The organism is Providencia sp. LY12 (assembly GCF_057621555.1).
On record NZ_CM172594.1, the window covers coordinates 2,132,702 to 2,146,594 of the forward strand.

Annotated in this window: 13 protein-coding genes; 7 read left to right on the forward strand and 6 right to left on the reverse strand. The window is 38.2% G+C overall.

What is annotated here, in order from left to right; translation table 11 throughout:
- Positions 1-40 precede the first annotated feature (40 nt).
- Entirely contained in the window at positions 41-949 is a 909-nt protein-coding gene (locus ACY3ZI_RS10110; RefSeq protein ID WP_211885539.1) for an AEC family transporter, read from the forward strand.
- 78 nt (positions 950-1,027) lie between these two features.
- Here the strand turns inward: ACY3ZI_RS10110 and ACY3ZI_RS10115 are convergent, their stop codons facing one another.
- Positions 1,028-1,360, reverse strand: a complete 333-nt coding sequence (locus ACY3ZI_RS10115) for an MliC family protein (protein ID WP_487377382.1) — start codon at positions 1,358-1,360, stop codon at positions 1,028-1,030.
- Between the two features lie 500 nt (positions 1,361-1,860).
- Here ACY3ZI_RS10115 and ACY3ZI_RS10120 point away from each other — a divergent pair, with 500 nt between their 5' ends.
- From ACY3ZI_RS10120 to ACY3ZI_RS10135, 4 genes are all read left to right on the forward strand, one after another.
- A complete protein-coding gene (locus ACY3ZI_RS10120; RefSeq protein ID WP_487377518.1) occupies positions 1,861-3,288 on the forward strand; it encodes an AMP nucleosidase in 1,428 nt (475 codons plus the stop codon).
- An 18-nt stretch (positions 3,289-3,306) separates the two neighbouring features.
- Positions 3,307-3,834, forward strand: a complete 528-nt coding sequence (locus ACY3ZI_RS10125; protein ID WP_211885542.1) for a GNAT family N-acetyltransferase — start codon at positions 3,307-3,309, stop codon at positions 3,832-3,834.
- A 101-nt stretch (positions 3,835-3,935) separates the two neighbouring features.
- Entirely contained in the window at positions 3,936-4,895 is a 960-nt protein-coding gene (gene accA, locus ACY3ZI_RS10130) for an acetyl-CoA carboxylase carboxyl transferase subunit alpha (RefSeq protein WP_132495913.1), read from the forward strand.
- 44 nt (positions 4,896-4,939) lie between these two features.
- Positions 4,940-5,830 (forward strand): LysR family transcriptional regulator, encoded by an 891-nt coding sequence (locus ACY3ZI_RS10135; RefSeq protein ID WP_211885543.1) that lies wholly within the window; start codon positions 4,940-4,942, stop codon positions 5,828-5,830.
- 57 nt (positions 5,831-5,887) lie between these two features.
- Here ACY3ZI_RS10135 and ACY3ZI_RS10140 read toward each other — a convergent pair whose 3' ends face one another.
- The 3 genes from ACY3ZI_RS10140 to ACY3ZI_RS10150 all read right to left on the reverse strand — a co-directional run bounded on the left by ACY3ZI_RS10140 (position 5,888) and on the right by ACY3ZI_RS10150 (position 7,469).
- The gene (locus ACY3ZI_RS10140) at positions 5,888-6,319 is read right to left on the reverse strand and encodes a DUF1456 family protein (protein ID WP_243698981.1); all 432 of its coding nucleotides are present in this window, start codon (positions 6,317-6,319) and stop codon (positions 5,888-5,890) included.
- A 137-nt stretch (positions 6,320-6,456) separates the two neighbouring features.
- Positions 6,457-6,771 carry an AzlD domain-containing protein gene (locus ACY3ZI_RS10145; protein ID WP_036948090.1) on the reverse strand — a complete coding sequence of 105 codons (315 nt, stop codon included), beginning with the start codon at positions 6,769-6,771 and terminating at the stop codon, positions 6,457-6,459.
- Positions 6,768-7,469 (reverse strand): AzlC family ABC transporter permease, encoded by a 702-nt coding sequence (locus ACY3ZI_RS10150; protein WP_487377386.1) that lies wholly within the window; start codon positions 7,467-7,469, stop codon positions 6,768-6,770. The genes ACY3ZI_RS10145 and ACY3ZI_RS10150 overlap by 4 nt, the downstream gene beginning before the upstream one ends.
- A gap of 460 nt (positions 7,470-7,929) precedes the next feature.
- Here ACY3ZI_RS10150 and leuE point away from each other — a divergent pair, with 460 nt between their 5' ends.
- Positions 7,930-8,571 carry a leucine efflux protein LeuE gene (gene leuE / locus ACY3ZI_RS10155; RefSeq protein ID WP_154599283.1) on the forward strand — a complete coding sequence of 214 codons (642 nt, stop codon included), beginning with the start codon at positions 7,930-7,932 and terminating at the stop codon, positions 8,569-8,571.
- A 171-nt stretch (positions 8,572-8,742) separates the two neighbouring features.
- Positions 8,743-9,543, forward strand: coding sequence for a tetratricopeptide repeat protein (locus tag ACY3ZI_RS10160; RefSeq protein ID WP_487377388.1), 801 nt, complete (start codon positions 8,743-8,745; stop codon positions 9,541-9,543).
- A 103-nt stretch (positions 9,544-9,646) separates the two neighbouring features.
- Here the strand turns inward: ACY3ZI_RS10160 and ACY3ZI_RS10165 are convergent, their stop codons facing one another.
- Positions 9,647-12,733 (reverse strand): efflux RND transporter permease subunit, encoded by a 3,087-nt coding sequence (locus ACY3ZI_RS10165; RefSeq protein ID WP_487377390.1) that lies wholly within the window; start codon positions 12,731-12,733, stop codon positions 9,647-9,649.
- Positions 12,730-13,821 carry an efflux RND transporter periplasmic adaptor subunit gene (locus tag ACY3ZI_RS10170; RefSeq protein ID WP_249215393.1) on the reverse strand — a complete coding sequence of 364 codons (1,092 nt, stop codon included), beginning with the start codon at positions 13,819-13,821 and terminating at the stop codon, positions 12,730-12,732. Before ACY3ZI_RS10170 ends, ACY3ZI_RS10165 begins: the two co-directional genes overlap by 4 nt.
- Between the last annotated feature and the right edge of the window lie 72 nt (positions 13,822-13,893).

The window sequence follows — 13,893 nt, forward strand, 5'->3', positions numbered from 1 at the left end:
ATCAATTCATAATGGTTTGAAAAAAAAGAATTTCTTAATCATGGAAAAGATCTTACTCGTGTTGTGGCCGTTGTTTGCTCTCATCGCAATGGGTTTTGTTTTACGTAGAACGGCACTATTTTCTGCCGATTTTTGGCCTAGTGCAGAAAAACTCAATTACTTTATTTTATTCCCTGCATTATTAATAAACAGTTTGGCGAATGCACCGCTCAATAACCCCAAATTACCCTATCTTGCCGGCGCCATTTTTTTCATCCTTGCTGTAAGTTCACTGCTTGTCGTGATAAATAAATATTTATTTAGAATACCAATTCCACGATTTGGAGCTCACATTCAAGGAATTATTCGTTTTAATACTTATTTAGGGTTGGCGATTGTTGCGGATCTTTTTGGATCGGAAGGGATTGCGATTTCAGCGGTGATTATGGCGATTTTAGTTCCCAGCTGTAATGTTATTGCAGTACTGTCGTTAAGTGCAGGAAAAAAAGTTTCATTAAAGCAGCTAGTCATGCCTATTGTGAAAAACCCATTGATTATTTCTTGTGTTGTCGGAATATTATTAAATTTATTACCGATAGGTTTACCATTTGGGTCTGATCAATTTTTAAAATTATTGGCTGCAGCCAGTTTACCTTTGGGGCTAATTTGTATTGGTGGGGCATTACAAACAGCAACGCTCAGAAAAGAGTTTAAACCTATTATGGTTTCAACATTATTTCGCTTGCTTGCTATGCCTATTCTAGCCTCATTTACGGCTTATTTATTTGAATTACCTACATTAGAAAGTGTGCTTTTAGTTATCTTTTTCTCCATACCTACCGCACCAACATCCTATATTTTAACTAAGCAGCTTAATGGAGATAGCCAATTAATAGCAGGGATTATTACTTTCCAAACTATTCTTGCCGTTATTACATTACCGCTAGTTTTAACATTAATTATCCAATAAGATTATTTTTATATAAAAAAGCAGCATCATAATAATTACGTTGCTGCTTTTTACGATTATGTGCAGTTAGATATGCAATTATTTAACCAGCTTGCAATCACGACCTTTGTCGTCAGAAATACGGTTATTAACAGCATCATCTTCAGAAATAGTGGCTAAGTTTAAGCCTGCTTTGCTGCTCCATAGTTGGAAGTTTTCACCAACATAGCGAGCGCCACTCCCGGCTTCTTTGCTTTTCAGTAAAATCAGTTCATCGCTGTAAAGCATCACTGCTGTATCTTGATTAGGAAAAGAAACTTTAATTTTTTGTCCATCACAGTTATAGGTTTGTGTTTTAGCTGCGAATGCAGATGAAGATGCAGCCAAAATTGATAATGCAGCGATAGAAGAAACTAAAAGAGTTTTTTTCATTGGATTTCCTTAATACCTTTTAAGTATTTATACCAGCGTTCATAAACATTGAAACCATAAGCTACAGCGACATAGTATTACTTTTAAATATACATTGCATAAACATTTATTCACTATTTGATGAAATTTAATAATATTCTTAATTTTTGATTTTATCTCTTTCATAAATAACTATATAAGTGTCTTTAGGGATTTTTCATTTTATTAATATAGAGGGTGATAACTTAAATAAGGTTTTAAATAATCCATAAGCGTTATCTTAAAATTAATTGAAAAATATATTCTTTGTATTGAATTAAGTGCGGAGCTAGCAATAAGTAAAAATGACTAAACAATAAATAGAATAAACGAAGATTTTAACTTATTAAATTTTCAAGGATTAAATGCAATTTCTTGTGAGTGTTCGATGAATAACATACACTGAAGGCGTAAATTTTACGTCATTTGATAAGGAGTTAAGCGTGTCTTTGGAACAATGCCGAAAATATGAAAATCTTTCTATAGAAGAGACAATCGAAACACTCTCATTACTCTATTCAAATGCCATTGAAGCCTTGAGAAATGCCATTGCAACCTATGTTGAAAATGGAACGTTACCCGATGCTAACGCCCGAGAAAATGGATTGTTTGCTTACCCTGAGTTGTGCGTGACTTGGAAAGGAAAAGTTGACCATTGTGAAAAAACGCGAGCTTATGCCCGTTTTGTGAAGCGGGGAGATTACAGCATTACTGTAACCCAACCTGACTTGTTTCGAGCTTACCTCGTTGAGCAATTAACCATTTTTCAACAAGACTATGACGTATCTTTTGCAGTTCGTCCGTCTAAGACTGAAATTCCATATCCATTCGTGATTGATGGTTCAGATTTAATTCTTGATAGAAGTATGAGTAGCAGTTTAGCCGCTCATTTTCCTATTACCGATCTCTCTCATATCAGTGATGATATTACAGATGGTTTATATCATGTGACGGATGATATGCCATTATCCCACTTTGATGCACTACGTGTTGATTTCTCTTTAGCGCGATTAAAACATTATACGGGAACACCGCCAGAGCATGTTCAGCCTTATATTTTGTTTACCAACTATAACCGCTATGTTGATGAGTTTGTGAATTGGGCCTGTGAGCAAATTCGTGATCCGGAAAGCCGCTATATCGCGTTATCTTGTGTAGGACATAACTATTTAACCGCTGAAAATGCGGATCCTCAATTTGCCACATCCGATTTAACGTGGAAAAAATTCCAAATGCCTGCATATCATCTGATTGCACGTGATGGCAGAGGAATTACATTAGTGAATATTGGTGTTGGTCCAGCAAACGCGAAAAACATTTGTGACCATTTAGCGGTATTACGTCCTCACACGTGGTTAATGATTGGTCACTGCGGTGGGCTGCGTGAAAGCCAAAAAATAGGTGACTATGTTCTAGCTCACGCCTATTTACGTGATGACCATATTTTAGATGATGTATTACCACCAGATATTCCTATTCCAAGTATTGCTGAAGTTCAGCGGGCGCTATATGACGCCACTAAACAGGTGAGTAATATGCCTGGTGAGCTAGTTAAACAACGTTTACGTACGGGAACAGTGGTCACAACCGATGACCGGAACTGGGAGCTAAGATTTTTTGCAACCGCACGCAGATTCAGCCTTAGTCGTGCAGTTGCTGTGGATATGGAAAGTGCCACAATTGCCGCACAAGGTTACCGTTTCCGTGTCCCATATGGCACATTACTTTGCGTGTCGGACAAGCCGATTCACGGGGAAATCAAACTTCCGGGACAAGCAAATAGTTTTTATGAAGGCGCAATATCGGAGCATCTACAAATTGGGATCCGTGCCATCGATCTGCTACGACAAGAAGGTGATAAGCTACACTCCCGAAAATTAAGAACATTCGACGAGCCGCCATTTAGATAATCTAGAGGAGGGGAATTCGTGATCCCTAAACTTGAAACAGATAGATTAATTTTAGCAAAACATGAGGTTAGTGATTTTTCAGCACTTTCGCAGTTATGGGGACAACGCTCAATGGTTCAGCATATTGGCGGTGTTCCCTCAACGGAGCGCGAATCATGGATGCGTATGCTCGCGTATGGCGGACTTTGGCCTTTACTCGGGTTTGGTTATTGGGCGGTGAGAGAAAAAGCGACAGGAAATTATGTGGGAGACCTTGGGTTTGCCGATTTTCATCGCATTGTTGAACCCCACGTTAAAGGTATTCCAGAAGCGGGATGGGTGATTGCGCCTGAATATCAAGGCAAAGGCTACGCGACGGAGGCGATGCAAGCTGCATTATCTTGGTTAATCGCGGAGCAAAAACACCAAGAAAGTATCTGCTTTATAGGACCACAAAATATACCGTCACTGCGTGTTGCTGAAAAGTTAGGGTATATACAAGATAAAGAAGTTTTCATGAACGGCAGTATCTCGGTATTGTTGCGTAAAAATCTTATCCAGTCTTAATTCTCCCATTTTTGATAACTATCAATCCTATTCTTATTTATAGAATAGGATTGCTCCTCTTAGTAGACTCTTAAAATTACTTGGTCGATTTTAAGGTCACTATGTCTAGCCACTTTCTTGCATTCGAAAAACCCATTATTGAGCTTCATGAAAAAATTGAAGCATTAAATGCCTTTAAGCAAAAGGGTCATCCATCAGAACTAAAGCTTGATGAGGAGATCCAATTATTAGAAAAAAAATGCCAATCACTCACTGAGAATATTTTCTCTTCTTTAGGTGCATGGGAAATAGTGCAATTAGCACGTCATCCAATGCGCCCATACACGCTTGATTATATTTCTCTTATATTTACTGAATTTCAGGAACTAGCTGGGGACAGAGCATTTGCTGACGACAAAGCTTTAGTTGGTGGATTAGCTCGTTTAGACGGTCGCCCAGTTATGGTAATGGGGCAACAGAAAGGGCGGGATACGAAGGAAAAAGTAAAACGTAATTTTGGAATGCCATCCCCTGAAGGTTATCGAAAAGCGCTTAGGTTAATGAAAATGGCGGAGCGATTTAAACTGCCAGTTATTACCTTCATTGATTCAGCAGGGGCTTATCCTGGTGTTGGCGCTGAAGAACGTGGGCAAGCTGAAGCAATTGCGCGCAATATTCAGGAAATGTCTTGCCTAACAACGCCGATTATTTGTGTGATCACCGGAGAAGGTTGTTCCGGAGGCGCGCTCGGGATTGGTGTGGGGGACAGAATTAATATGTTGGAATACAGTACATACGCAGCAATCTCTCCGGAAGGCTGCGCTTCTATTTTATGGAAAGATTCCCAAAAAGCGCAAGTTGCAGCTGAGGTGATGGGAATGACTGCTCCAAGACTAAAAGCGTTAGGAATTATCGACACAATTATTCCTGAACCGTTAGGCGGAGCGCATCGAAATTACGCATTAGCTGCACAATATCTGAAGCAGCAACTTATCTACGATTTAAACCAACTTAGTGCATTAGATAAGGATACGTTATTGGATCTACGCTACCAAAAAATAATGGAAATTGGCTATTGCTAATGTTATTAGTGGGGCATTAATGAACACTAAAATTAGGTTGTATTATGTCTGTTGATCTTAATTTACTAAAGGTATTTGTTGCAGTGGCCACTCAGGGAAGTTTTGCTAATGCAGCAAAACATCTCTCAATGCCAACATCAAATGTGAGTCGGCAAATTAAGCAGCTTGAAACTCAACTTAATTGCCGATTGATTGAACGAACTACACGGCAAATGCGTTTAACTGAACAAGGTACTTTATTATTAAATAAAAGCCAAAAATTGTATTTAGAATTAGATGAAACCTTGCAACAAATTAGCACCTCAAAAATATTAAGTGGCACTTTGCGGTTAACTATTCCAAGTGAATTTGGCAGTGTATTATTTGCAGATTTACTGGCTCAATTTGCGCTTACTCATCCTGACCTTGCCATCCACTGTGACACGCAGCTAGCCCCTCTGGATGTTATTGGTGATGACGTGGATTTATTACTGACTTTTCATCGTGGAGCATTGATTGATAGTAGTTATCACTCAAAATTGGTTAAGTCATGGGAAAGTGTTGTCGTTGCTGCTCCTAAATTAATTGAAAAACAAGGGATACCCAGCACCGTGGATGAACTCAGCATGATGCCCTGTATCACGAGTTTCAGTGCGTTGCAGGGGCAACCATGGGTTTTTAGCACACATCATGGCCAGTTAAAAAAAGTCAGTATAAACAGTCAGTACCGTGTGAATAGCGGTATTCTTGCCAGTGCGGCGGCACTCAATGGGTTGGGATTTGCTATTTTATCAAAAGAGGGATGCCAAAGCGCAATACAAGCGGGAACATTGGTGGAAGTTAGTTTTGATGACATGTATCCAGCGCCGATTGAGCTACGTGCTGTTTATGCCTCAAAGCGTTCACTTTCGCTGAAAGTTGATACCTTTTTAAGTTACTTGCTGAAAAATATTTAGGCTGATATTACTATCAGCCTATTGCCATAATGCCAATAAACATTATGGTGATTCGAGTTATTTATTTCCGCGTAGGCGTAACGTTAGGCCTTTTAATAGGTAACGTAATAGTTGGTCGCCACATTCACGATAATTTTTATGTTCTGGGTTACGGAAAATAGCACTTAATTCTGGTTTTGAAACTCGGAAATCAACAGATTGGTAGATATCCAGTAAATCAACGTCTTTAAGTTCAAAGGCAACACGCAATTTCTTGAAAATAATATTGTTATTGATTCTATCTTCAACTTCAGGCGCTGGACGACTTTCATCTTTACCACGGCGATGGTAAATCAATCCGTTAAGAAAGTGACCGAGCACAAGGTCGCTACATTCAACGTAGTCTGGATCGGTATCTTTCTTTAGCCAGAGGCTCATTTCTTCTTTTGTGACTGAAAAGTCTGCAAGTTTTACGATTTCAACCATCTGAGCATCGCTCAAATCCAACATATAACGAAGACTTCGTAAAACGTAATTATTTAGCATGGGGTTAATTATCCAACGGATCGATTAAAAAACAGGCTTATATTAGCCATGAAACGTTATTATAAAGCAAAGGCGGCTACCGATGCTTTATAAATTATTGGTTAGCCCATAAAGTAAATCAGTCCATAGAAAAAGACTAAAGTTAATCCGACGGTTACTAACATATTTTTCAGTAAGGATGCAGCCACAACGCAAAATAGCGCTCCCCAAAGATAAGGATTATCAGGAAAACTACGCAATTCATGGTTTTCTAATAAGATTACAGGAGCACAAATTGCGGTAAGCAAACAGGGGGCAGAATAGCTGAGCGCTTGGCGTACAATTAATGGTAACCGTATGGGTAATTGGGGGATCAGAAAAATATAACGGAGAGAGAAAACAACAGCCGTTAAACTGATAATTAAAATCCAGATCATTTTTCTTCCCTTAATAAGTGAGAGACACCAACAGAAACAAACATTCCACCAACGCCGGCAATCACAATTGCACTACTGATCGAATACATTGATAAGGTAATTGCAGTAATTAATGAAAATAAAACACCACAGGCGGTACTTATTTTTTTAGTGAGTGGAACGACAATGGCCAATAGTGTCGCGACGACTGAGAAATCTAAATGTAATTTACTTAAATCACCCACCAAATTTGCCATCACAATGCCGCATAGGCTGGTGACTAACCACACAAGATAAAAACTAAATCCGGCACCAAATAAATAGGAAAAACTGAGGGCTTGACGCTTGGCTGCACTAATGGCGAATAGCTCATCAGTTAATAGAAAGCCAATGCTTAAACGTTGTGGTGTCGTGAAATCTTTTACGTGAGGGCGCATGGTTAGCCCATATAAAAGATGTTGTGATGTAATAAAGAAAACAGAAATCACAATTGTAATGTAGCCAGCTCCAGAATTGAGTAAACCTAGAGTGACTAACTGGGCTGCGCCTGCAAAAACCATTGCAGACATTGCGATGCTTTGCCAAAAAGAAAGCCCTGTTTCAATGGCCATGGAACCCGCAAGAATCCCCCACGGAATAACTGCAAGATTTAAGGGTAATGTGTGGACGGCTCCATCCATCATTGCGCGTTGCCATGGCTTTGGTTGTTGAGACGACATCGATGTGCACCTGTATGTTGAAATGTCATTCATTGAATAAAAGTCTAAACAAAGACAATGTTGATTTAACTACAGGTATTTAGAGTAAAAATCATTATTCGATACGCTGTAGGCATCCATTGTTATATCGTGAAATGTGGAACAAATCACTATCTCTACCTACAGACTTTAAATGGTATTAAAAACTAACTTGTTATTTGTTTATGAAGTTTTATATTGATTAAAAAAATTTTTTGGCTTGATGCTGATTAAGTGATTTTGATTGGAATTTAATTTCAATTTTAAATGCCAATATCTATATAAATTGCCGGATAATAAGTAAATCAATAGATTTATATTCCGTATATTAACATCTAAATGGTGATATCTTTTATTAAAAATAAAAAGTGTGTATCATAGTACCCATTAAGCAAGAATGTGAATTAATTGTTATAACTTTTATTGAGTTAGCGGGTTTATTATGCTTGAAAACTTCGGTATTACAAACTTATGGACTTATCTTATCGGTGTAATTTTTATTACATTGGTACCAGGCCCTAATTCTCTATTTGTTTTAACGAGTAGCGCAAAATATGGTGTAAAAAATGGTTACAAAGCAGCACTTGGTGTATTTACTGGTGATGCATTGCTCATTTTTTTATCATTCTTAGGTGTCGCGTCTTTAGTCAAAACGTCTCCTATATTTTTTAGCGTGATCAAATATGCGGGTGCTGCCTACTTATTTTACTTAGGTATTAAAACGTTATATTCAGTATTACATAAAAAAGAATCTGCAACAGATGTCGATGGGATCATATTAGAAACAAAAGGGACTTATAAGAAAGCCGTCTTTTTAAGTTTGCTAAATCCAAAAATGATCATTTTTTATGTTTCATTCTTCATTCAATTTATTGATCCAGCGTACCCAAGTGCAGGGGTGCCATTTTTTGTGCTCGGCGTGATATTAGAAGCATGCAGCATGTTTTATCTATCAATGCTGATATTTGGTGCTGTTGCAGTGACCAATATGGTAAAACACAATAAAAAATTATCTAAATTTTCAAATAGCTGTATTGGTGCTGTCTTTTTAATGTTCGGTGCAAAATTAGCATTAACAGCCTAATTTATTGATTTATAAATTTTTATCAAAGGGTAGCTGGCGAATGTGCCAGCTATTTTTTTGTTCTTAATTTATCTTTTCAGGTTTTTTCCTGTTTGCCTTCAGAGTGATGCCTGTCATTATGACGCTAATTTAGTCACGACTAAGTAAGCCGCTGTACAAGGAAGTATGAGTATGGCCATATACAAAACCATCGAATTGATATTAATTGAGGTTGTTATGCACATTCTGGGATTATTAATCTATTTTATTCCTGCGATTTATTTCGCTGTCCATTCAATAAAGAGTAATCAAAACTCTTATTGGTTGTTCATTTTATTTGTTTTCCCAATTTTGGGCTCGGTTGTTTATGCGCTGGTCATTTGGATGCCGGCTATGCGTTATTCCCGCCAAGGATATAAAATAGAAAGAGCGATTAAAAAACAATTAGCACCCAATAAAAGTATCAATCAAGCTCTAAAAGAGTATGAATTAAATCCGACTACGAATAGTTGTGTAACACTAGCTGACGCATATACCGATAAAGGTGACTATCAAAATGCGATTAAATACTATCAGGAATCACTGCAAGGAATTAATCAGTATTCACCGGATATTATGTTGAAATATGCGGATGCACTGTATGAAGCGGGAGAATACACGCGTTGTAAAGAGACGTTAGACCTATTGTGTGAAAAAAATCCAACGTTCAACTCGAATACGGGACATTTTTTATATGCTCGTTCTTTAGTGCGCTTAGGTTTGGTTACAGAAGCTGATAATGAGTTTCGTGCCTTATTAAGTCATCGTGACCATATTGAATACAAGGTTGCTTACGCTGAGTTTTTATTTGAACAAAAACGTGTGATTGAAGCGATGCCACTAATTGATGAAGTGATTAAAACCTATTCACTTTTACCCAAAGCGGCACAGAATTATAATAAGCACTGGTATCAAACGGCTGTAAAACTAAAAAACAGTAAGTTAATAGGGTAAGTTAGCTTTCAAGCACAATTATTTAAAACATCTCGTTATTGGCTCTACATCGTTGGTATGGAGAGCCAGATTATTGCAGTTATTCTTATTATCGTAATTATTCTTACCAGCGTTTTATATCTCTATCAGATTGAGTGACAGATGTACATTTTGCTAATAGTGGCAATGTTTTCTTTTTCAAATCATCCATCAAGCTATAAATAACGGGAACAAATAGTAAGCTGAGAACGGTTGAACTCATCAAGCCGCCGATAACAGCAACTGCCATTGGCGCTCTAAATCCCGCATCAGCCCCTGTAGTGAGTACGAGAGGGATCATTCCCGCAATCATAGCAAAAGTAGTCATAATTATTGGTCGAATTCGTTCCTGACCGGCTTCTATAATGGCTTGTTGTCGATTTAAACCAGCTCGTTCTTTTTCAAGAATAAACTCCACCAAAAGTATCGAGTTTTTGGTCACTATCCCCATCAACATTAAAATACCGATAATGACAGGAAGATCTATCATCGCACCATATAACACTAAGGCGATAATGGCTCCACCGATAGAGAATGGTAGTGCCACTAAAATCGTTATAGGTTGCATAAAATCTTTAAACAGAATAATGAGTATGGCGAATACCAGTAATACACTGAAAAGCATTGTTGTACTAAAGCGTTCAAACATATCGAGCATGAACTCCATATCACCATACTCTAATGGCTCAATACTTTTTGGTAGTGATTGATATTCAGGAAGTTCGACAACGCGTTCCAATGCTTCGCCAAGTGATAACCCATCTAAATTACCTTCAATAGACATTTTCCTAGCTCGATTTATGCGGTCAATCTGTGATGGTCCATCGCTAAAATTAATGTTAGCGACGGATTTAAGTGGCACAGTTAAATCATTACCGCTACGAATATAGAGATTACGCAACGCGCTTACGTCATTTTTTTGATTGTCAGGTAAAACAACCTGTAACGTTAATTGTCTATCCGGTAAATTAAATTTAGCGCTGCGAGAGTTTGATTCTCCCATTGTTGCCACTCTTAATGTATTGGCGATTTCTTCTACATTAACTGCAGTTCTTCCTAAATCTTGCAAGTCAGGGGAAATAATCAGCTCTTTACGTAAAAGTGGCTTAACAACACGGACATTATTAATTCCATTCACTTTGGCAACTGCATCGCGAAGCTTATGCATTTGAATCTCTAGCTCTTTGGGATCAGCTCCTGTAAAGGTCAATGAAAATTCTTTATTTCCTTCGCTATTACTGAAGGTATAGCGTGCATCTGGAGTTTGTTGTAATAGGTGAGAAATTGAGTTTTCAAACTGTTTTTGTGACATTTCACGTTCATTTGGTTCTGTTAATGTCAGAATTATTTGACCTTTATGCTGAGCTATTCCATCGGCGTCATCGCTGATCCCCGCAATGGTATAAATTGACTTTATTTCAGTACGTGATTTCAATTGTTCAGCCATATTCCTAACCGCTTTTTGAGTTTCTTCAACAGGGGTTCCTGGTGGTAATTCCACTTCAATCTGGCTAACACTAATATCGCCTTCAGGCATAAAGCCAATAGGCAGATAAGTAATACTGGAAATTGAACCAATCAAAAATATAAATGCGAATGAAAGGGCGAGTTTGCGATGTTTCAATGTCATTACTAACAATTGAGAATATCGATTGATCCAGTTAGGTACAGAATGTTCGGTCACTTTCTTTTTTGCAGGTAATAAAACATAGGCCGCCATTAATGGCGTGACTAATCGGGCTACGAGTAATGAAGATAAAACAGCCGCGGAAACTGTAATACCAAAAGGCACAAAGTATTTACCAACAAAGCCGCCAATAAAACTGACGGGCAAGAATACCGCTACAATAGTGAGTGTGATAGCTACAATGGCAAAACCAATCGCGTCCGAGGCTTTTAACGCAGCTAAATAAGGGCGTTCGCCTCGTTCTATGTATTTTTGGATATTTTCAATTTCGACAATCGCATCATCGACCAAAATACCGATGACTAATGTCAAAGCAAGCAGTGTCATACTATTAAGTGAATAGCCAAATATTGCCAATACCAAAAAGGTGGGAAGAATAGATAAAGGTAATGCAACAGCCGCGACCAAGGTGGCTCGCCAACTTTTTAAAAAGAAGAAGACAATGATAACGGTTAAAAATGCACCTTCTAATAAAGTTTGGATCGTTAAATGGTAGCTTGATTCTGTATATTTCACGGTTGATGAAACAAGCTGAATAGAAATATCAGGGTGTTTCAGTTTTAATTGTGCAAGCTCATGTTCAACATTATTTGCGACCTCGGTATCACTGGAGCCTTTAGCGCGAAATACGGCAAAACCAACTACATCTTTACCATTTAATTGCGAAATGGTTTTGGTTGTTTTTTGACCTTGATAAATTGCAGCAATATCCCCGAGTTTAATCCACTGTTGATTACCAATAGGTAATTGGATATTTTTAATTTCATCAACGTTCTTTTTTTCACCTAAAATCCGAATAGTATGTTGTAGGTCATTATATTTAGACGAGCCACCAGCGGAATTTTGATGCGTGCTTCTGAGTAGTTCATTAATACTTAGGATAGACAATTGCAATGCTGCAAGTTTATCGGCGTCTGGCTCGATGCGAATAACGCTATCAGCACCACCAAGGCGACTGACTTTTTGTACTCCGTGGGCCGTAATTAACTGTTTACTGACTGTATCATCAATAAACCAAGATAAATCGGCAAGGGATTGGCTATCTGATGAAACGGCGTAACGTAATATTGCACCGCCTTCGATATCAATACGGTTAATTAATGGTTCATCAATTGTTTGCGGTAAATCGCTGCGAATTTGTGCGATTTGTTCACGAATATCATTGGTTGCAATATAGGCATCCACAGTTAAATCAAATTCAATAGTGGTGGTGGAAATGCCTTCAGTGATGGTTGATGTGATATGACGGATCCCTGGAATACCAGAAACTGCCCGTTCAACTGGTTTCGTGATAGCGTTTTCCATTTCGGTCGGGGATGAGCCATCTTGCGTAATGGTCACTGTGACTATTGGAAAATTAACTACCGGGTTTGCAGTAACAGGCAATTGATTAAAAGAAAATATACCCGCAATCGTGAGCGCTAAGAACATAACGATAGTAGGAATAGGGCGTGTGATTGCCCATGAAGATAGTTGGAGTTTCATTGACTATCCTTGACTGGGGTCACAGTATCATTTTCAGTTAAAAAGGCTTGGGCATTGGTGACAACAACGGTATCACTGGAAATAGGGGACAAAATCTCGATACGGCCATCATGAATTTTTCCGGTCGTTATTTTTTGCTGCTTCACTTTATTATCAACGACAGTAAAAATGACTCGTTCACCATTATCAAATGTTCGAATGGCACTGTATGGGAGCGTAGTTTGCAGTTTTTCTGGATTGGAAATAATTGCTGTGCCTGATTCTCCAGCTTGTAGATTATCTCCATTTTCAGCGAGAGAAATACGAATCTTTCCTTGTTGTGAAATAGGATCTACTTTCGGTGCTAAGTAACGTAATTTTCCTGCTATTTGATGATTATTAGGCGCTTTTAATTGGATAGACGTCAGATTTGATAAACGTTTTAATTCTGAAATATGCGCTAAAGCATTAAATTCAATTTCACCATCTTCAATGATTTTAAACAGTAATTGATTATCCGTTAGCATTCCGCGAATAGCATGACGCTCACTGATTACACCAGAAATAGGCGCAATGATCCGTGACTTATCTTGTTGGCTTTTTTCTTTCGCGAGCTGAGCTTGTAATTGACGCAGTTCTGCTTTATTAGCATCTAATAGTGCGTTCGCCGCTAAAGATTCTGATTTTGCTTTTTCAAAGTCGTTGGCAGAAATAACCCCAGTTTTAGCCAGCGGAGCTAGGCGAGAAAGTTCTTTTTGCGCTTGTTCTGCCACAGCTTTTTGCTGCTTAATATAGGCTGTGGCTTTTTCAGTTTCAGCTTGTAACTGGCTTACAGATGCATTTTGGAGTGGAGATTCTAATATGGCGAGTAGTTGGTTTTTTTCAACCCATTGACCTTCTTCAACCAGTACATCAATCACCATTTGTTGTTGCAAAGGTGAGCCAATCGCAATTTCATTTTTTGCAACAAATGTCCCTGGTAAGACCAAGGTTTCCGTATAGGGTATTTGCTTAGGTGAAGTCACACTTAATCGCATGGTTTCAGAAAATGAGACCGGCGATATAAACAGCATACAAAACAGTAGGGAGGTAATACTAAAACGTTTCATAAACCCATAAATCCTAATCGTGATATTGAGGGTAAATTAATGAAATCGCCTCAGTATTACCATAAACCAAAG

Bases quoted from the DNA above. Each gene is read 5' to 3' on its own strand.
- ACY3ZI_RS10110 (WP_211885539.1), top strand. From the start codon at position 41: ATGGAAAAGATCTTACTCGTGTTGTGGCCGTTGTTTGCTCTCATCGCA.
- ACY3ZI_RS10115 (WP_487377382.1), bottom strand. From the start codon at position 1,360: ATGAAAAAAACTCTTTTAGTTTCTTCTATCGCTGCATTATCAATTTTG.
- accA (WP_132495913.1), top strand. From the start codon at position 3,936: ATGTCTAGCCACTTTCTTGCATTCGAAAAACCCATTATTGAGCTTCAT.
- ACY3ZI_RS10135 (WP_211885543.1), top strand. From the start codon at position 4,940: ATGTCTGTTGATCTTAATTTACTAAAGGTATTTGTTGCAGTGGCCACT.
- ACY3ZI_RS10140 (WP_243698981.1), bottom strand. From the start codon at position 6,319: ATGTTGGATTTGAGCGATGCTCAGATGGTTGAAATCGTAAAACTTGCA.
- ACY3ZI_RS10145 (WP_036948090.1), bottom strand. From the start codon at position 6,771: ATGATCTGGATTTTAATTATCAGTTTAACGGCTGTTGTTTTCTCTCTC.
- ACY3ZI_RS10150 (WP_487377386.1), bottom strand. From the start codon at position 7,469: ATGTCGTCTCAACAACCAAAGCCATGGCAACGCGCAATGATGGATGGA.
- leuE (WP_154599283.1), top strand. From the start codon at position 7,930: ATGCTTGAAAACTTCGGTATTACAAACTTATGGACTTATCTTATCGGT.
- ACY3ZI_RS10160 (WP_487377388.1), top strand. From the start codon at position 8,743: ATGGCCATATACAAAACCATCGAATTGATATTAATTGAGGTTGTTATG.
- ACY3ZI_RS10165 (WP_487377390.1), bottom strand. From the start codon at position 12,733: ATGAAACTCCAACTATCTTCATGGGCAATCACACGCCCTATTCCTACT.
- ACY3ZI_RS10170 (WP_249215393.1), bottom strand. From the start codon at position 13,821: ATGAAACGTTTTAGTATTACCTCCCTACTGTTTTGTATGCTGTTTATA.